At 64.8% G+C, this 17,981-nt stretch carries 20 protein-coding genes; 15 read left to right on the plus strand and 5 right to left on the minus strand.

Annotated elements, in window-relative coordinates:
- Positions 1-28: 28 nt before the first annotated feature.
- A complete protein-coding gene (locus CAP37_RS05835) occupies positions 29-1,156 on the minus strand; it encodes a 5-methyltetrahydropteroyltriglutamate--homocysteine S-methyltransferase (RefSeq protein ID WP_086123315.1) in 1,128 nt (375 codons plus the stop codon).
- Positions 1,157-1,295: 139 nt separating this feature from the next.
- Between CAP37_RS05835 and CAP37_RS05840 the strand changes: the two genes are divergently transcribed.
- The 7 genes from CAP37_RS05840 (at position 1,296) to CAP37_RS05870 (ending at position 8,192) form a co-directional block, all read left to right on the plus strand.
- Positions 1,296-2,381, plus strand: a complete 1,086-nt coding sequence (locus CAP37_RS05840) for an aromatic ring-hydroxylating dioxygenase subunit alpha (RefSeq protein ID WP_086123316.1) — start codon at positions 1,296-1,298, stop codon at positions 2,379-2,381.
- Positions 2,382-2,383: 2 nt separating this feature from the next.
- The gene (locus CAP37_RS05845; protein WP_086123317.1) at positions 2,384-3,160 is read left to right on the plus strand and encodes a GntR family transcriptional regulator; all 777 of its coding nucleotides are present in this window, start codon (positions 2,384-2,386) and stop codon (positions 3,158-3,160) included.
- On the plus strand, positions 3,157-4,146 hold the full coding sequence (locus CAP37_RS05850) for a PDR/VanB family oxidoreductase (protein WP_086123318.1): 990 nt from the start codon (positions 3,157-3,159) through the stop codon (positions 4,144-4,146). The genes CAP37_RS05845 and CAP37_RS05850 overlap by 4 nt, the downstream gene beginning before the upstream one ends.
- Positions 4,147-4,257: 111 nt before the next feature.
- The gene (locus tag CAP37_RS05855) at positions 4,258-5,298 is read left to right on the plus strand and encodes a TRAP transporter substrate-binding protein (protein ID WP_086123319.1); all 1,041 of its coding nucleotides are present in this window, start codon (positions 4,258-4,260) and stop codon (positions 5,296-5,298) included.
- Positions 5,299-5,404: 106 nt separating this feature from the next.
- Positions 5,405-5,881, plus strand: a complete 477-nt coding sequence (locus CAP37_RS05860; protein ID WP_086124836.1) for a TRAP transporter small permease — start codon at positions 5,405-5,407, stop codon at positions 5,879-5,881.
- Positions 5,878-7,197 carry a TRAP transporter large permease gene (locus CAP37_RS05865; protein WP_086123320.1) on the plus strand — a complete coding sequence of 440 codons (1,320 nt, stop codon included), beginning with the start codon at positions 5,878-5,880 and terminating at the stop codon, positions 7,195-7,197. Before CAP37_RS05860 ends, CAP37_RS05865 begins: the two co-directional genes overlap by 4 nt.
- 17 nt (positions 7,198-7,214) lie before the next feature.
- The gene (locus tag CAP37_RS05870) at positions 7,215-8,192 is read left to right on the plus strand and encodes a tripartite tricarboxylate transporter substrate binding protein (protein ID WP_086123321.1); all 978 of its coding nucleotides are present in this window, start codon (positions 7,215-7,217) and stop codon (positions 8,190-8,192) included.
- 36 nt (positions 8,193-8,228) lie between these two features.
- Here the strand turns inward: CAP37_RS05870 and CAP37_RS05875 are convergent, their stop codons facing one another.
- The gene (locus CAP37_RS05875; protein ID WP_086123322.1) at positions 8,229-9,137 is read right to left on the minus strand and encodes a LysR substrate-binding domain-containing protein; all 909 of its coding nucleotides are present in this window, start codon (positions 9,135-9,137) and stop codon (positions 8,229-8,231) included.
- Positions 9,138-9,265: 128 nt separating this feature from the next.
- Between CAP37_RS05875 and CAP37_RS05880 the strand changes: the two genes are divergently transcribed.
- The 8 genes from CAP37_RS05880 (at position 9,266) to CAP37_RS05915 (ending at position 15,974) form a co-directional block, all read left to right on the plus strand.
- A complete protein-coding gene (locus CAP37_RS05880) occupies positions 9,266-9,958 on the plus strand; it encodes a substrate-binding domain-containing protein (protein WP_179190150.1) in 693 nt (230 codons plus the stop codon).
- A 20-nt stretch (positions 9,959-9,978) separates the two neighbouring features.
- Positions 9,979-11,013 (plus strand): amidohydrolase family protein, encoded by a 1,035-nt coding sequence (locus CAP37_RS05885; RefSeq protein ID WP_086123324.1) that lies wholly within the window; start codon positions 9,979-9,981, stop codon positions 11,011-11,013.
- A 1-nt stretch (position 11,014) separates the two neighbouring features.
- The gene (gene ligK, locus CAP37_RS05890) at positions 11,015-11,698 is read left to right on the plus strand and encodes a 4-carboxy-4-hydroxy-2-oxoadipate aldolase/oxaloacetate decarboxylase (protein ID WP_086123325.1); all 684 of its coding nucleotides are present in this window, start codon (positions 11,015-11,017) and stop codon (positions 11,696-11,698) included.
- A gap of 9 nt (positions 11,699-11,707) precedes the next feature.
- A complete protein-coding gene (locus CAP37_RS05895; RefSeq protein WP_086123326.1) occupies positions 11,708-12,640 on the plus strand; it encodes an amidohydrolase family protein in 933 nt (310 codons plus the stop codon).
- 1 nt (position 12,641) lies between these two features.
- On the plus strand, positions 12,642-13,067 hold the full coding sequence (gene ligA / locus CAP37_RS05900) for a protocatechuate 4,5-dioxygenase subunit alpha (protein ID WP_086123327.1): 426 nt from the start codon (positions 12,642-12,644) through the stop codon (positions 13,065-13,067).
- Between the two features lie 66 nt (positions 13,068-13,133).
- A complete protein-coding gene (locus tag CAP37_RS05905; RefSeq protein ID WP_086123328.1) occupies positions 13,134-14,000 on the plus strand; it encodes a class III extradiol dioxygenase subunit beta in 867 nt (288 codons plus the stop codon).
- A 1-nt stretch (position 14,001) separates the two neighbouring features.
- Entirely contained in the window at positions 14,002-14,967 is a 966-nt protein-coding gene (locus tag CAP37_RS05910) for a Gfo/Idh/MocA family oxidoreductase (RefSeq protein WP_086123329.1), read from the plus strand.
- Between the two features lie 5 nt (positions 14,968-14,972).
- Positions 14,973-15,974: an aldo/keto reductase gene (locus CAP37_RS05915; protein WP_086123330.1), complete on the plus strand. Its 1,002-nt coding sequence runs from the start codon at positions 14,973-14,975 to the stop codon at positions 15,972-15,974.
- Between the two features lie 3 nt (positions 15,975-15,977).
- Here CAP37_RS05915 and CAP37_RS05920 read toward each other — a convergent pair whose 3' ends face one another.
- From CAP37_RS05920 to uraD, 3 genes are read right to left on the minus strand one after another with little or no spacing between them, the layout of a single operon-like run.
- The gene (locus tag CAP37_RS05920) at positions 15,978-16,394 is read right to left on the minus strand and encodes a hydroxyisourate hydrolase (RefSeq protein ID WP_256926882.1); all 417 of its coding nucleotides are present in this window, start codon (positions 16,392-16,394) and stop codon (positions 15,978-15,980) included.
- Positions 16,352-17,326, minus strand: a complete 975-nt coding sequence (locus tag CAP37_RS05925) for a tripartite tricarboxylate transporter substrate binding protein (RefSeq protein ID WP_179190151.1) — start codon at positions 17,324-17,326, stop codon at positions 16,352-16,354. The genes CAP37_RS05920 and CAP37_RS05925 overlap by 43 nt, the downstream gene beginning before the upstream one ends.
- Positions 17,323-17,907, minus strand: coding sequence for a 2-oxo-4-hydroxy-4-carboxy-5-ureidoimidazoline decarboxylase (gene uraD, locus CAP37_RS05930; protein ID WP_086123331.1), 585 nt, complete (start codon positions 17,905-17,907; stop codon positions 17,323-17,325). The genes CAP37_RS05925 and uraD overlap by 4 nt, the downstream gene beginning before the upstream one ends.
- Positions 17,908-17,981: the final 74 nt, after the last annotated feature.

Genomic DNA, 17,981 nt, shown 5'->3' on the forward strand with positions numbered 1-17,981 from the left:
CGAGGGGCGCCCAGTGGCGCCCCTGCTTTCAACCCCAGACTTCCTGCGCCGTCTCCACCACCAGCGCCAGCTTGCGGCGCTGGTCTTCCATGGCGATGTTGTTGCCGTGCACGGTGCTGGAGAAGCCGCACTGCGGTGACAGGCACATCTGGTCGAGCGGTGCGTATTTGGCCGCTTCATCGATGCGGCGCTTCAGCGCGTCCTTGCTTTCCAGCTGGCCGAACTTGGTGGTCACCAGGCCCAGCACCACGATCTTGTCTTTGGACAGATACCGCAGCGGCCGGAAATCACCACTGCGGTCGTCGTCGTATTCGAGGAAGAAGGCGTCGAGCTTCATTTCCGACAGCAGCGCTTCGGCCACCGGCTCGTAGTTGCCTGCTGCCGCGTGCGTGCTCTTGAAGTTGCCTCGGCACAGGTGCATCGCCAGCGTCATGCCGGCGGGCTTGTGGGCCACCACCTTGTTGATGAAGCCGGCGTAGCGGTGCGGCAGTTCGTTGGGGTCGTCGCCGCGCTGGCGGGCCGCCTCGCGCATGCGCTCGTCGCACAGGTAGGCCATGTTGGTGTCGTCCATCTGCACGTAGGTGCAGCCCGCGTCGGCCAGGCTTTGCAGCTCTTCGCCGTAGGCCTTGGCCACGTCGTCGTAAAAAACCGGATCCAGCTCGGGGTAGGCTTCCTTGCTGATGCCGGCGCGCCCGCCGCGAAAGTGCAGCATGGTCGGCGAAGGGATGGTCACCTTGGGCGTGACCGCTGGCAAACCGAGCGCCTCCACCTGCGCCTTCAGGTACTGGAAATCGGCCAGCTGGATATCTTTGACGTGGCGCACCTTGTCGATCACGCGGATCACCGGCGGCGCCAGTTCCTCGGTGCCATCGGGCTTGCGGATGGTGACCGGAATGTCGGTCTTCACGCCGCCCAGCTGCTCCAGGAAATCGATGTGGAAATAGGTGCGGCGGAACTCACCGTCGGTGATGGACTGGAGGCCCACGTCGGCCTGGAACTTCACGATCTCGGTGATGGCGCGGTCTTCCACTTCGCGCAGTTGGGCCGGGGTGATCTCCCCCTTGGCTTTTTTCTCACGCGCTTCGAGCAGGTAGGCCGGTCGGAGAAAGCTGCCAACGTGGTCGGCACGGAAAGGGGGGTGCTTGCGCAGGGTCATGGTGGAGTCCGGTTGAACGTCTCAGAGGGGGTGAAGCGGCACTTTGCCAGCCTTTGAAGAATACAGAAACCTATGGAAAACCCCAGCATTTGGCAAAATTACTTGAAAAACCCCGTGTTCTGTATACATTGCGTATCCCATGAACACCACGCCTTCGCATTTCCCGCTCAACGCCTGGTACGCAGCCGCCTACGATGTGGAGGTCGGCCGCAGCCTGCTCGCCCGCACCATCTGCAACCAGAAAATGGTGCTCTACCGGCAGACCGGCGGCGCTGTGGCGGCCCTGGAAGACGCCTGCTGGCACCGGCTGTTGCCGCTGTCCATGGGTCGGCTCGAAGGCGACGAGGTGGTGTGCGGCTATCACGGTCTGGTCTACAACGCCGAAGGCCGCTGCACCCACATGCCGAGCCAGGAAACGCTCAACCCGTCTGCCTGCGTGCGCGTGTTTCCGGTGCTGGAAAAGCACCGCTTCATCTGGGTGTGGCCGGGGGACCCGGCGCTGGCCGATCCTGCCCTGGTGCCCGACCTGCACTGGAACCACGATCCGGCCTGGGCGGCCGACGGCAAGATGATCCGCGTGCAGTGCGACTACCGGCTGGTGGTCGACAACCTCATGGACCTCACGCACGAGGCATTCGTGCACGGCAGCAGCATCGGCAACCGCGCCGTGGCCGAGGCGCCCTTCGTGGCCACGCACGGCGAGCGCACCGCCGTGGTGACACGCTGGATGGAAGGCATCGAGGCGCCGCCGTTCTGGGCCGGCCAGATCCAGCAGGCGCGCGGCTACAGCGGCCCGGTGGACCGCTGGCAGATCATCCGCTTCGAGGCGCCGTGCACGGTCGCCATCGACGTGGGCGTGGCCCCCGCCGGCAGTGGCGCGCCGCAAGGCGACCGCAGCCAGGGCGTGAACGGCTTTGTGCTCAACACCATCACGCCAGAAACCGGTAACACCTGCCTGTATTTCTGGGCGTTCGCGCGCAACTATTGCCTGGAGGAGCAACGCCTCACGCACCAGTTGCGCGAGGGCGTGGCCAGCATCTTCCGCGAAGACGAGCTGGTGCTGGAGGCACAGCAGAGAGCGATCGAGGAACACCCGGATCACAAGTTCTACAACCTCAACATCGATGCCGGCGCAATGTGGGCGCGGCGCCTGATTGACCGCATGGTGGAGTCCGAGCGAGGCGGCTCACCTTCCACGGTCATTCCCATCCGTCGGGCGAGCTGAGCATGGAGACGCTCACCCCGAACCCCGTTGTGAACGAAGGCGCCACCCCTGAAAGCGCCCAGGTGCGCGCGCTGCTGCAGTTGCGCGAACTCATCCTCTCAGGCGAGCTGGCCGGTGGCTCGCGCATTGCGGAGCTCGCCATCGTCGAACGTCTGGGTGTTTCGCGCACACCCATTCGCGCTGCGCTGATGCGACTGGAACAGGAAGGCCTTTTGCAGGCGCTGCCCAACGGCGGCTATGTGGTGCAGACCTTCTCCGAGCGCGACATTGCCGACGCCATCGAGCTGCGCGGCACCCTCGAAGGCCTGCTGGCGCGGCTCGCCGCCGAGCGCGGTGCGCCCGGTGTGGTCCTAGCCGAATCGCGCCAGTGCCTGGACCGCATCGACGCGGTGCTGGCCACGCCAGCGCTCGACGACGAAGGCTTCTCCGCCTACGTGACGCTCAACAGCCAGTTCCACAGCCTCGTCTGGGAAATGGCAGACAGCCCGACCATCACGCGGCAGCTGGAAAAGGTGTTGAGCCTGCCCTTCGCCTCGCCCTCGGGGTTCGTGGTGGTGCAGGCGCATTCGAGCCGCGCGCGCGACATGCTGGTGGTGGCGCAGGACCAGCACCGGCAAGTGCTGGAAGCCATCGAACAGCGGGAGGGCGCGCGTGCCGAAGCGATCATGCGCGAGCACTCTCGTCTGGCGCAACGCAACCTGCAGGACGTGCTCAACGGTCCCGCCAGAGTCCTCGCCCCCGGGTCCATGCCGGCCCTCAAACTCATTCGCCGAAGATGAAAAGCACCCTCACCTGGCAAGGCGCGCGCGTGGCCGAGCTGCGCGACCTCACCCCCACGGTTCGCGAATTTGTGCTGGCTCCTGCCGATGCGGATGCCGTGGCCGAGCGATGGGCGCCCGGGGCGCACCTTCAGGTGCGGCTGGCGGCCGATGGCCGCGAGTTCACGCGCAACTATTCGCTGGTGGGTTCGCCTGAGGAATGCCCGGGCTACCGCATCGCGGTCAAGCGGCTGGACGATGGCCTTGGCGGCTCGCGCGCCATGTGGCAGCTCGCGGTGGGCGATGCGATCGAGGTCGGCACGCCGCAGAACCATTTTCCGCTGGGCTTTGCCGCGCCCGCCACCTTGCTGGTGGCTGGTGGCATCGGCATCACACCCATGGTGTCGATGGCGCAGGCGCTGGCGCGCGGCGGACATCGGGTGCGCCTGCTGTACGCAGCGCGCAGCGAAAGCGAGCTGGCCTATGGCGAGACGCTGCGCGAGTTGCTTGGCGAAGGCCTGGTCACCTGCGTGTCGTCCCGGGGCGAGCGGCTGGATCTGACCGGTGAGATCGACGCCTTGTCTGCCGGAGCACAGGCCTATGTGTGCGGGCCCGCCGCGTTGCTGGACGAGGTGCGTGCGCGCTGGCTGGATGCCGGCCGTCCTTTGCCCAGCCTGCGCTTCGAGACGTTTGGCAGCGGTGGCCGCCTGCACAGCGAAGGCTTTTACGTGGAGCTGCCGCGCCACGGCACCCGGCTGGAGGTGCCCCCCGACCAGCCGCTGCTGGAAGTGCTGGAGGCCGCAGGCATCGAGGTCATGAGCGACTGCCGGCGGGGTGAATGCGGCCTGTGCGTCATGGATGTTCTTTCGCTCGACGGCCAGATCGACCACCGCGACGTGTTCCTGAGCGAACGCGAGAAGCGGGAAAACACGCGCATCTGCGCATGCGTCTCGCGCGTGGTGGGAAGCGTCACGCTCGACACCGCGTGGCGAGCCGAGTGCGCCTGAGTGAATCTGAGTAGTAGCTGGCACCGTGTGGGCATGGCGTTCTTCAAGTTATCCGGATCGGGGCGCGCCCACACGCCCACGCACCGGAATCATCAGAAACAGGAGACAAACATGAGCTTTCTCAAACGCCGCACCACCCTGCTGGCCCTGGGCGCTGTCGCCCTGGCGGGCCTGGCCGGGCAGGCCACGGCCCAGCAGGTGGTGACCCTGCGCCTGCACCAGATGCTGCCGCCGCAAGCCACCATACCGGCCCGCGCGCTCGTTCCCTGGGCGCAGAAGGTGGAAGCCGAGTCGGGCGGCAGGATCAAGGTGCAGCTCTTCCACGCCATGCAGCTCGGCGGCGCACCTCCCCAGTTGTTCGACCAGGCCCGCGATGGCGTGGTCGATTTCACCTGGACCGTGCTGGGCTACACGCCGGGCCGCTTCAACAAGTCCGAGGTGTTCGAGCTGCCCTTCATGAGCGGTTCGGCCGAAGAGTCTTCGCGGGCCTTTCAGGAATACGTGGACAAATACGCCGCCGATGAATTCAAGGATGTGAAGCTGATCGCCGTGCACACCCACGGCCCGGGCCTGTTCCACACCAAGACCCCCGTGACCGGCCTCGAGAGCCTGCGCGGCATGAAGGTGCGCGGCGGTTCGCGCGTGATCAACAACATGCTCACCAAACTGGGCGCAACCCCGGTCGGCATGCCGGTGCCGGCCGTGACCGACGCACTCTCCAAGGGCACCATCGACGGCACCACCATTCCCTGGGAAGTCACGCCTTCGCTCAAGGTGACCGAGCTGGTGAAGAACCACACCACCTTCGCGGGACGTCAGGGTTTGTACACGCAGACCTTCGCCTTCTCCATGAACAAGGCGTCGTACGAAAAGCTGCCACCCGACCTGAAGAAGGTGATCGACGCCAACTCGGGCATCGAGACGGCCGCCATGTTCGGGCGTGCCATGGATGAGGGCGACAAGGCCGGGCGCGCCATCGCCGAGAAGGCGGGCAACAACATCGTGGCGCTCGACACAGCAGAGACCCAGCGCTGGCGCCGCACGGCCGCCACCGTGGAGACCGACTGGGTCAATGAAATGAAGGGCAAGAACGTGGACGGTGCCAAGCTGGTCTCCGAAGCCCGGGCGCTCATCGCAAAGTACCAGCGATAATCCTCTACCCCTGCGGCATGCCTCGTTGGTGCCGCACTCTCAACCGAACGATCCGCTCCGGCCGCTCTCGGCTTGGGCGGATCGCCTGTTTCAAGAAGGTGCCGCGTTGAAACTGCTTTCCCTGTTGGCCAGATCGAGTGCGATTCTGGCGGGCGTGTTGCTCACGGTGATCACCTTGATCACCTGCGTGAGCCTCATCGGCCGAAACACCATCGGCCTGACGCTGGTGGGCGATTACGAACTGACGGCCTTCACGGCGGGCGCTGCCATCGCGCTGTTTTTGCCCTGGTGCCAGCTCAAGCGCGAAAACATCATCGTGGACTTCTTCACATCGAAGGCCTCCTCTGGCGCCACCGCCTTGATGGATCGGTTCGGCGCCTTGCTGCTGGCCATGCTGATGCTGCTGCTGACCTGGCGCACCACCGTGGGAGGCATCAGCGCCTACGAGACGCAGACCACTTCCATGATGCTCGGGTTTCCCGAGTGGATCGTCTATTGCTTCATGGTGCCGCCGTTTCTCTTGACGGCACTGATCGCCCTGTACCAGGCTTTTGTGCGTAATTTTCCGGAGCAGGGTGAATGAGTTCTTTGTCTTTGGCAGGATTGATCTTCGGGATCATGCTGGGCCTGATGGCCATTCGTGTGCCGATCGCCGTGGCCATGTTCGCAGCGGGTTGTTTTGGCTACATCTACCAGGTGGGCTGGCCACCTTTCTTCAACAACCTGAACGGCGCTGCGTTCGCGCGTTTTGCCAGTTACGACCTCTCGGTCATTCCGCTGTTCATACTGATGGGCAATTTCGCCACGCAGGGCGGCATTTCCAAGGCGCTGTTCCAGTTCGCCAGCGTGGTCATGGCGCGGTTCAAGGGCGGGCTGGCCATGGCGGCTGTGCTGGCCAGCGCTGGCTTTGGCGCCATCTGCGGTTCTTCCATTGCCACGGCGGCCACCATCACCTCGGTGGCCCTGCCTGAAATGAAGCGCCATGGTTATTCCGGTCGGCTGGCCACCGGCACGCTGGCCGCTGGCGGCACGCTGGGCATCCTTATTCCACCCTCGGTGCCGCTGGTGATCTATGCCATCCTGACCGAGCAGAACATCGCCAAGTTGTTCGCTGCTGCCATGGTGCCCGGCATGATCGCCATGCTGGGCTACATGATCGCGATTGCGATCTATGTTCGCCTGGTGCCGGGCCACGCGCCCGAGCACGACGACGACCATCCCCGCCTGACGATGGAAGCCTTGCTGGGCGTGGGGCCGATCGCGATCGTGTTCATCATCGTTTTCGGCGGCATCTACGGTGGCCTGTTCACGCCCACCGAGGGTGCCGGCGTGGGCGCTGCCAGTACCTTTGTGGCGGCCTTGCTCAAGCGCGAACTGACGCTGGCCAAGGTGAAGCAGTGCTTCTATTCCACGGCGGCAGCCAGCGCCATGATCTTCATGATCTTCATTGGCGCCGACATGATGAACTCGGCACTGGCGCTCACGCAGGTGACCACCATGCTGTCCGAGGTGATCAACAGCTGGAACGTGACGCCGCTGCTGGTCGTCACCGCCATCCTGCTGTTCTACGTGGTGCTCGGCGCCGTGATGGACGAACTCTCCATGATCCTGCTCACCATCCCGATTTTCTTCCCGGTGGTGATCGGGCTGGACTTCGGCATGCCGCAGGAATCGGTGGCGATCTGGTTCGGCATCATGGTGCTCATGACCGTGGGCTTCGGGCTGCTGGCACCGCCGGTGGGGCTGAACGTGTATGTCGTCAACGGCATGGCCAAAGACGTGCCGATTGGTGAGAGCTACCGCGGCGTGCTGCCGTTCCTGGCGAGCGACGTGGTGCGCACCACCTTGTTGCTGCTGTTCCCAGGGATATCGCTCTGGCTGGTGCAATACGTAGGCTGACGCAGAAGGGGGTTGCCATGGGACGTCGCGCATTCCTGGGAGGTCTGCTGGCGCTGGTGGCTGGCGTCTCCTCCCCGTTTCACGCGGTGGCTCAGCCCGCGTTTCCCTCCAGGGGCCTGCGTATCGTGGTGCCATTCGCGGCCGGTGGCGTGGGTGATCTCACCGCGCGCATCGTGGCGGCGAAGCTCGGTGAGCGGCTTGCGCAGAGCGTGGTGGTCGAGAACCGTCCGGGCGCAGGTGGTGTGGTGGCGGCTGAGAGCGTGGCGCGGGCCGAGCCCGATGGCTACAGCCTGTTTCTGATGTCCAACGGCACGGCGGTCACGGCCAGCCTGTTCAAGTCGCTTCCTTTCGACACGGTTCGCGATTTCGCCCCCATTTCCACGCTCGGCTTCTTCGACATCGCGGTGGTGGCCCACCCCGACGCCCCCTTCAAGAGCTTCCCCGAACTGCTGACGTATGCGAAGGCGAACCCGGGCAAGCTCAACATCGGCAGCATCAACATCGGCAGCACGCAGCACCTGGCGGCCGAGCTGTTCAAGAGCAGCGCCGACATCGACGCGCAGATCATCCCCTTCAACGGCACGCCCAACCTCATTGGCGCGCTGCGTGGGAGGCAGGTTGATGTGGGCGTGGAGATTCTGGCGCCGGTTCTCACGCAGATTCGCGGCGGTGCGCTCAAGGCGCTGGCGGTGGCTGGTGAGCGGCGCTCGGTGGTGCTGCCTGAGGTGCCGACCGCCATGGAAGCGGGCGTGAGCGGGTTCCAGGCCTCTTCGTGGAATGCGCTGGCGGCCCCCGCGAAAACGCCCCGGACCGTCATCGACCGTCTGCAGCGCGAGATAGCGGCCACGGTGGCCGACACCGAGGTGCAGAAGAAGCTGCGCGAACTCAACATCGACCCGCGTTCGTCCACCCCCGAACAGGCCACGGCGCTGCTGGTCAACGACATTCGGCGCTGGGGCCGTGTGATCGAACGCGCCGGCATTCCGAAGCAATGAGATAGCGGCACCTCTCTAGGGCGCGCAGCCGTTCGCTCAACGCGCGTTCAGCTTCTCCAGCGTGTGACGAATGAGATCCAGCGTGTTCTGCTGCGTCAAAGTGGCCGGACGCTGCGCGCTGATCGCCAGGCACAACCGGGTGCGCAGCGGCGGCTCGTTTACCTGCCGCATGCGGTAGGCCGAAGGTCGGATCGAGCTGGCCACCGCGTTGCGCGAAAGCAGCGCGGCACCTGCGCCGTCGGCCACCAGGTCCAGGATGGCCGAAACGCCGTCGATCTCCAGCGCCACCAGGGGTCTGCAGCCGATGTTGGCCATTTCGGCCTCCACATGCATGCGGATGGCGTTGGGCCGGCTGGGGATGACCAGCGGGAGTGCGGCAACCTCGCGCAGGGGAATCGGAGGCGGTGGAGGATCTTCAGGCAGGCCGGGTGGACGCGGTTCCACCAGCATCAGGTCTTCGTCATACAGCGGGTGAATGTCCAGTTCGGGTGCGGGCTGCGCGTTGTAAAGCACGGCTATGTCCAGCCGCCCGTTCACCAGCCATTCCTGCATGGTGACCGAGAGGCCTTCGCTGATGGACAGGCTGGCCTGCGGCAGTTGCAGGCGAAAGGCGCGGGTGAGCGGCACCGCCAGTACGCGCGCCAGCGTGGGCGGCAAGCCAATGGCCACGCGCCCGGCCAGCGCACCGCGCACCCGGCCCAGCTCCTCCCGCGCCCGCTCCACCTGGTGCAGGATGCCGCGCCCATGGGCCAGCAGCAGCTTGCCGGCTTCGGTGGGCACGGCGCCGCGTCCGTTGCGCACCAGCAGGTTCTGGCGCAACTCCACTTCCAGCAGGCGCACCTGGCGCGAAAGGGCAGGTTGCGCCACGTGCAGCGCCATGGCCGCCCGGGTGAAGCTGCCCAGTTCGGCGACACGCACGAAGTACTCGAGTTGCTTGAGGTCCATGGAATTCGGTGTTGGCTGGAGTTCGGATCATAGTTATGTTTTTTTGTTCTAGCTGCTAGCGGGACTACGACTTTTCTTGGGGCTTCTGCCGGTCCACAATGGCCGGTCTTCAAGCCGGCTTACCTTCCATGTCACTCCCAATCCAAGGTATTTCCTCCATGGCCACGCGCCAGGTGCTGGCCGAACTGGTGGCCGCCTACGGTGCGCGCGCCGCGGGCCCGATCACGATCGAGGCGGTGGGCGGCGTGGATGCGGCCAAACGCGTGCAGGCTGGCGAAGCCTTCGATCTGGTGGTGCTGGCTTCGGACGCCATCGACAAACTCATTTCCGCCGGCCACCTGCGCGCCGGCAGTCGGGTCGACCTGGTGCGCTCGGGCGTGGCGGTGGCGGTGCGCGCCGGTGCTGCCTTGCCTGATCTGTCGACCGAAGATGCTTTGCGCGCTGCCGTGCTGGCCGCGCGCAGTGTGAGCTGCTCCACCGGCCCGAGCGGCGTTGCTCTGGGCAAGCTCTTCGAGCGTTGGGGCATTGCGGACCAGATCGCCGGCCGCATGGTGCAGGCGCCGCCCGGTGTGCCGGTGGGCACGCTGGTGGCGCGGGGCGAGGTGGAACTGGGTTTTCAGCAACTCAGCGAACTGCTGCACGTCGAGGGCATCACGGTCGCCGGGCCACTGCCACCGGCCATTCAGATCGTCACCACTTTTTCTGCCGGCATTCCCGTGGGCACCGCGCGGGCCGAAGAGGTCAGGGCATTGCTCGACTTCATGGTTTCGCCCGCCGCCGACGAAGCCAAGCAACGCCAGGGCATGGAGCCCGCGCGCTGACACAACAACCAGGAGCACCCATGAGTCTGATCATCGATTGCCACGGCCACTACACCACGGCCCCCAAGGCGCTGGAGAACTGGCGCAACCAGCAGATTGCGGGCATCAAGGACCCGGCGACGATGCCCAGGGTGGCGGACCTGAAGATCAGCGACGACGAGCTGCGCGTGTCCATTGAGACCAACCAGCTCAAGCTGATGAAGGAGCGCGGCAGCGACCTCACGCTGTTTTCGCCGCGCGCGAGCTTCATGGCGCACCACATCGGCGACCTCCATGTGTCGAGCACCTGGGCCGCCATCTGCAATGAACTGTGCTATCGCGTCTCCACGCTGTTTCCCGATCATTTCGTGCCGGTGGCCATGCTGCCGCAATCGCCCGGAGTCGATCCGGCTACCTGCATCCCCGAGCTGGAGAAGTGCGTCAAGGAGTACGGCGCGGTTGGCATCAACCTCAACCCCGATCCTTCGGGTGGTCACTGGAACAGCCCGCCCCTGACCGACAGGCACTGGTACCCCATCTACGAGAAGATGGTGGAGTACGACCTGCCCGCCATGATCCACGTGAGCACGAGCTGCAATGCGTGCTTCCACACCACGGGCGCGCACTACCTGAACGCCGACACCACCGCGTTCATGCAATGCATTCAGGGTGATCTGTTCAAGGATTTCCCGACGCTGAAGTTCCTCATTCCGCACGGTGGCGGTGCGGTGCCCTACCACTGGGGCCGTTTCCGGGGTCTCGCGCAGGAAATGAAGAAGCCCTTGCTCGACACCCACGTGATGAACAACATCTTCTTCGACACCTGCGTCTACCACCAGCCCGGCATCGACCTGCTCAACACGGTGATTCCGGTGAAGAACGTGCTGTTTGCCAGCGAAATGATTGGTGCGGTGCGGGGCATCGACCCCACCACCGGCCATTACTACGACGACACCAAGCGCTACATCGAAGCGTCGAAGATCCTGAGTGCGGACGACAAGCACCAGATCTACGAAGGCAACGTGCGCCGCGTGTTCCCGCGCCTCGATGAGCGCCTGAAAGCCAAAGGAATCTGACATGTACGAACTCGGCGTTGTCTACCGCAACATCACCCGCGCCGACCGCGCAGCCGCCGACGGCCTGGCAGCGCTCGGCTCGGCCACGGTGCACGAGGCCATGGGTCGCGTGGGTCTGCTCAAGCCGTACATGCGGCCCATCTACCCCGGCCAGCAAGTCAGCGGAACGGCCGTTACCGTGCTGCTGCAGCCCGGTGACAACTGGATGATGCATGTGGCCGCCGAGCAGATCCAGCCGGGTGACATCGTGGTGGCCACCGTCACCGCCGAGTGCACCGACGGCTTCTTCGGCGATCTGCTGGCCACCTCGTTCCAGGCGCGCGGTGCGCGTGCGCTGGTGATCGACGGCGGCGTGCGCGACGTGAAAGAGCTGCAGAAGATGAACTTCCCTGTGTGGAGCAAAGCCATTTCCAGCAAGGGCACCATCAAGGCCACGCTGGGCTCGGTGAACATTCCCATCGTGTGCGCGGGCATGCTGGTGACACCGGGTGACGTGATCGTGGCAGACGACGACGGCGTGGTGTGTGTGCCCGCCGCGCGCGCCGCCGCCACACTCGAAGCCGCGCAGAAACGTGAAAGCTTCGAGGGCGAGAAGCGCGCCAAGCTGGCCAGTGGCGTGCTTGGGTTGGACATGTACAAGATGCGCGAGCCGCTGGCGGCTGCCGGCCTCAAGTACATCGATTGAAAGCACGCCATGAGCAAACCGACATCCGGTGATTTCACCAAGACCCCTGGCTGGCTCGACTGGTACAGCGGCCCGAGCAAGCCCCGCTTCCAGGTGCCTGCCGGCAGCGTGGACGCGCACTGCCACGTGTTCGGCCCAGGAGCCGAATTTCCCTACGCGCCCGAGCGCAAGTACACGCCTTGCGACGCGAGCAAGCAGCAGCTCTTCGCGCTGCGCGACCACCTCGGTTTCGCGCGCAACGTGGTGGTGCAGGCCACTTGCCACGGCGCCGACAACCGCGCGCTGGTCGACGCACTGGTGCATTCCAACGGCAAGGCGCGTGGAGTGGCCACCGTCAAGCGCAGCGTGACCGATAAAGAACTGCAGACCCTGCACGCTGCCGGTGTGCGCGGGGTGCGCTTCAATTTCGTCAAGCGCCTGGTGGACTTCACCCCCAAGGAAGAGTTGATGGAGATCGCTGCGCGCATCCACAAGCTGGGCTGGCACGTGGTCATCTATTTCGAGGCGGTGGACCTGCCCGAGCTGTGGGACTTCTTCACAGCGCTGCCCACCACCGTGGTGGTGGACCACATGGGCCGCCCCGACGTGAGCAAACCGGTGGACGGTCCGGAGTTCGAGCTGTTCCTGAAATTCATGCGCCAGCACCCCAATGTGTGGAGCAAGGTGAGTTGCCCGGAGCGACTGTCCGTCACCGGTCCGAAGGCGCTCAACGGCGAACAGAACGCCTACACCGACGTGATCCCCTTTGCACGCAAGGTGGTGGAGGACTTCCCCGACCGCGTGCTCTGGGGCACCGACTGGCCGCACCCCAACCTGAAGGACCATATGCCCGACGATGGCCTGCTGGTCGATTTCATCCCGCACATCGCGAAAACGCCCGAGCTGCAGAAGAAGCTGCTGGTGAGCAACCCGATGCGCCTGTACTGGCCGGAGGAAAACTGAAATGCCACTCGATAAACCCTACCTGGACGTGCCGGGCACGACCATCTTCGACGCCGAGCAAAGCCGCAAGGGCTACTGGCTCAACCAGTTCTGCATGAGCCTCATGAAGGCCGAGAACCGCGAGCGGTTCAAAGCCGACGAGCGCGCCTACCTTGACGAGTGGGCCATGACCGAAGAGCAGAAGCAGGCCGTGCTCGCGCGAGACCTGAACTGGTGCATCCGCTTGGGCGGCAACATCTACTTTCTGGCCAAGATCGGCGCCACCGACGGCAAGAGCTTCCAGCAGATGGCGGGCTCCATGACCGGCATGACCGAGGACGAGTACCGCAACATGATGATCGCCGGTGGCCGTTCGGCCGAAGGCAATCGCGTGGTGGGCGAAGACGGTGATGCGCAGGCACATCGGCAACCCCAAGGCAAGAAATGACCCACGGCATCCTGGCGCCGGTTGTCCTGCGCACCGGGACCTCTGAACAGAAATTGGAGTATTGAATTGGCCAAGATAACCGCATCCGTCTACACCTCGCATGTGCCCGCCATCGGCGCCGCGCTTGACCTCGGCAAGACGCAGGAACCGTATTGGCAGCCGGTCTTCAAGGGCTACGACTTCTCCAAACAATGGATGAAGCAGAACAAGCCCGACGTGATCTTCCTGGTGTTCAACGACCATGCCACGGCCTTCAGCCTGGACATGATCCCTACCTTCGCCATCGGCACGGCGGCCGAGTTCCAGCCAGCGGACGAGGGCTGGGGTCCGCGGCCGGTGCCCAAGGTGGTTGGTCACCCCGACCTCGCGTCGCACATCGCACAGTCCGTCATTCAGCAGGACTTCGACCTCACCATCGTCAACAAGATGGATGTGGACCATGGCCTGACCGTTCCTCTCTCGCTGATGTGTGGAGAACAGGACCCGGTGAAGGGCGCCTGGCCCTGCCCGGTGATCCCGTTCGCGGTCAACGTGGTGCAGTACCCGGTGCCCAGCGGCCAGCGTTGCTACAACCTGGGCAAGGCGATCCGCAAGGCCGTGGAGAGTTACGACGAAGACCTCAACGTGCAGATCTGGGGCACCGGCGGCATGAGCCACCAGCTTCAGGGCCCGCGCGCCGGCCTGATCAACAAGACTTTCGACAACGCGTTCCTCGATCGGCTCATCGCCGATCCCGAGGGCCAGGCGAAAGTCCCCCACATCGACTACGTGCGTGAAGCCGGGAGCGAAGGCATCGAGCTGGTGATGTGGCTCATCGCGCGTGGTGCCATGGCCGATGTGGCCGGTGGCAAGCCCCCGAAGGTGGCGCACCGCTTCTACCATGTGCCCGCGAGCAACACCGCCGTGGGCCACCTGATTCTGGAGAACAACTGACATGACCAGTAAAACCATCAAAGTCGCCCTCGCGGGCGCCGGCGCCTTCGGCGTCAAGCACCTGGACGGCATCAAGAACATCGACGGCGTCGAGGTGATCTCGGTCATCGGGCGTGAGCTCGACAAGACGAAGGAAGTGGCCGCCAGGTACGGCATCGGGCATGTGACCACCGAGCTCTCCGAGAGCCTGGCGCTCAAGGAGCTGGACGCCGTGATCCTGTGCACGCCGACGCAGATGCACGCGGAGCAGACCATCGCGTGCCTGAATGCCGGCAAGCACGTGCAGGTGGAGATTCCACTGGCCGACAGCCTCAAGGGTGCGCAGGACGTGGTGGCGCTGCAGAAGAAAACCGGGCTGGTGGCCATGTGCGGCCACACGCGCCGCTTCAACCCCAGCCACCAGTACGTCAACCAGGAAATCACGGCAGGCAGGTTCAACATCCAGCAGATGGATGTGCAGACGTATTTCTTCCGCCGCACCAACACCAACGCGCTGGGCCAGGCCCGCAGCTGGACCGACCACCTGCTGTGGCACCACGCGGCCCACACCGTGGACCTGTTCGCCTACCAGTGCGGCAGCCCGATCGTGCAGGCCAATGCCGTGCAAGGCCCGATCCACCCGGTGTTGGGGATCGCCATGGACATGAGCATCCAGCTGAAGGCCGCCAATGGCGCCATCTGCACGCTCAGTCTCAGCTTCAACAACGACGGCCCGCTCGGCACCTTTTTCCGCTACATCGGCGACACGGCGACCTACATCGCCCGCTACGACGACCTCTTCAACGGCAAGGAAGAAAAGATCGATGTGTCGAAAGTGGCGGTGAGCATGAACGGCATCGAGCTGCAGGACCGCGAGTTCTTCGCCGCCATCAAGGAGGGCCGCGAGCCCAATTCCAGCGTGGCCCAGGTGCTGGCCTGTTATGAAGTGTTGAACAAGCTGGAACAACAACTGAACGCGAACGGTTGAGCGCGATGCAGCAACGACAACTCGGCCCCTTCAAGGTCTCGGCCATCGGCCTGGGCTGCATGAATATCTGCCATGCCTACGGCGCGCCGATTCCCGCAGCGGACGCGGAACGCCTCCTGCTCACCGCGCTCGACCTCGGCGTGACCCACTTCGACACGGCAGCCCTGTACGGCTTCGGTGCGAGCGAAACGGTGGTGGGCAAGGCGCTATCAAAACACCGCAGCCAGTTCACACTGGCGAGCAAGTGCGGCATGCAGGGCGTGGACGTGGCCGGCGACGGCAAGCTGGTACGTGTGATCGACGGCCGACCCGAGACGCTGCGCGCCACTTGCGAAGCGGCACTGAAGCGCCTGAAGACCGATGTGATCGATCTCTACTACCTGCACCGCTGGGACAAAGCAGTGCCGGTGGAAGAGAGCGTGGGCGGGCTCAGCGACCTGGTGCGCGCCGGCAAGATTCAGAGCATCGGTTTGTCCGAAGTGTCGGCAGACACCCTGCGCAAGGCGCACGCGGTGCACCCCATTGCGGCGGTGCAGACCGAGTATTCGCTGTGGACGCGCAACCCCGAGATAGCGGTGCTTGAGGCCTGCCGTGAACTCGGCGTGAGTTTTGTGGCCTTCAGCCCGGTGGCTCGCGGGTTTTTGTGCGGCGAGATCGACCTGGCCGCGCTGGATGCCAAGGACATCCGCCGCACCATGCCGCGCTTCTCGCCCGAAAATTACGCCGCCAACCTCAAGCTGCTGGCGCCTTTTGAGGCCATCGCGCGCGAAGTGGGTTGCACGCCGGCGCAGCTGGCCATTGCATGGCTGCTGCACAAGGGCGACGACCTCCTGCCGATTCCCGGTACCGCCCGGCAGGACCACCTGCGCGACAACATCGACGCGGCGGACGTGAAGCTGGATGCGGCGACGATGGCCAGGCTCGAGGCGCTGATCAACCAGCAAACGGTGAGTGGCAACCGCTACAACGAGCAGGCGAACCGCGAAGTCGACACCGAAAGCTATTGACCGTCAGGCGCCGCCGCGAAACAGCGAAAAGCCCCAGGCCGTGAACTTGAACGGCAGGTGGTAGTGCTGAACCGGGTCGGCGATGTGGAAGCGGTAGGGCACCACTTCCAGAAACACCGGGCCACCCGTGGCATGGCCCTGGCTGCGGTAGAAGTCGCCCACCGAAAAGCGCACTTCGTAGCCGCCAGCGGTGATCGCTTCGCTCATGAGGGTGGGGTGATGCAGCAGCCCGTTGCTGCCCACACGCCCTTCGGCCAGCGGAGCGCCCTGGGGCAGGCCATCGGGCCCCAGGCGGACCACTTCCACACCCAGGCCCACAGCCAACCGGCCGCTGGCCACGTCCACACAATGAATCGAGATGCCGCCGCTCATGGCGTTCAATTCAGGCGGGCGCCAGACGCCTTCACGGCCGGTGCCCATTCGTTCACCTGCTCGGTGACGAACTGCGTGAACTGCACGGTGCTCATGGCCTCGGGCTCCACGCCCAGGTCCGCCAGCCGCTTGGCAACGTCGGGCCGCGCCACCACCTCGGCCACCGCCTTGTGCACCTTATCCACCACGTCTTTCGGAATGCCCGCCGGTGCCGATATGCCGAGGAAGTTTTCGGCAACCAGCTTGGGGTAACCCGCTTCCACCACGCTGGGCACGCTGGGCGACATGGCAGCCCGGCCGCGCGAGGTCACAGCAATGCCCGTGAGCTTGCCGTCTTTCATGTAGGGCACGTTCTGCGTGAGCGTGTCCACCGCGAACTGCAGCGTACCGCCGAGCAGGTCGTTGTGCATGGGTGAAGAGCCCTTGTACGGCACGTGTTCCATGTTCAGCTTGTACTGCTGCTTGAACATCTCGCCCACGATGTGTCCGATGGAGCCCACGCCGCCCGAGCCGTAGTTCACCGGTTTGGCCTGCGCGTTGATCCACTTCACCAGCTCGGGCATGGTCTTGGCCGGCACGGAGGGGTGCACCACGAACACATTGGGCACCGAGCCGATGTAGGCCACGTGCGTGAAGCTCTTCACCGGGTCGTAGGGCGACTTGTCCATCATGAAAGGCGAGATGCTGATGGGTGCGGTGTTGGAAAGCAGCAGGGTGTAGCCGTCGGGCGCAGCGCGCGCCACCTCGTTGGCGCCGATGGTGCTGCCCGCGCCAGGCTTGTTCTCCACAATCACGATCTGGCCGAGCTTTTCCTGCAGGCCTGGCTGCAGAAGGCGCGCCACGATGTCGGACGAGCCTCCTGGAGCGAAGGTGACGACGATCCGGATCGGCTTCTGGGGCCAGGCTTGCGCGTGGGCCTGCGGCAGGGCCAGGCACAGCAGGGCGGCAATGGCCAGAAAGTGGCGGCGTGGGTTTTTCATGATGGGATTCCAGTGTGGGTGAGAACGGGGGGTGAGGGGAGGGGAGCCGGGGGCAGCACGGTCTGCGTCAGTCGCCCGCGCATGACTTCGCAGACTTGCTGCAAGGCTGCGTCGCGTTCGGTGGCGTCGTCGTGGCGGAGCCGTTCGTCGAACGCCTGCAGCACTGAAGCCAGCGTGCCGTGCAGGCGCAGCGCCGCAATGAAGGGGAAGCCAAAGCGTTCGCGGTAGCGAGCGTTCAGGGTTTCGATCCGTTGCACGGTGGCGGCGTCCAGAGCCGTCAAACCGAGGCGACCCTGTTCGCTCTGCGAGTCCGCCGTCATGGTTCCCGCCCGGGCTTCCTGTCCGGCCAGTTCGGGGTGGCGGCGCAGCAGGGCCAGTTGTTCCGCATCGCTCGCACCCAGAATCACATCCGCCATGGCGCGGTAGAGCATGTCCCGGTCGGCAAACGGGCGCGCTGCCCAGGCGCGTTCTGCGACCCAGGGCGAATGTTCGACCACCGGGCCCAGCAGGGCACAGAAGTCGCTCTGCGGCATGGCCAGAAAGGCATTCCAGGGGATGGGCGCAGGGGATGGCGTGCTCATGATGGGCGCAGTTTGCGACGCGCATGCATTGCTGTCCATCGCATAATTGGGCACGTTCCATTCTGTTTTTCAGC

Source organism: Hydrogenophaga sp. IBVHS1 (assembly GCF_002127265.1).
In the GTDB taxonomy this organism is placed as follows: Bacteria; Pseudomonadota; Gammaproteobacteria; order Burkholderiales; family Burkholderiaceae_C; genus Hydrogenophaga.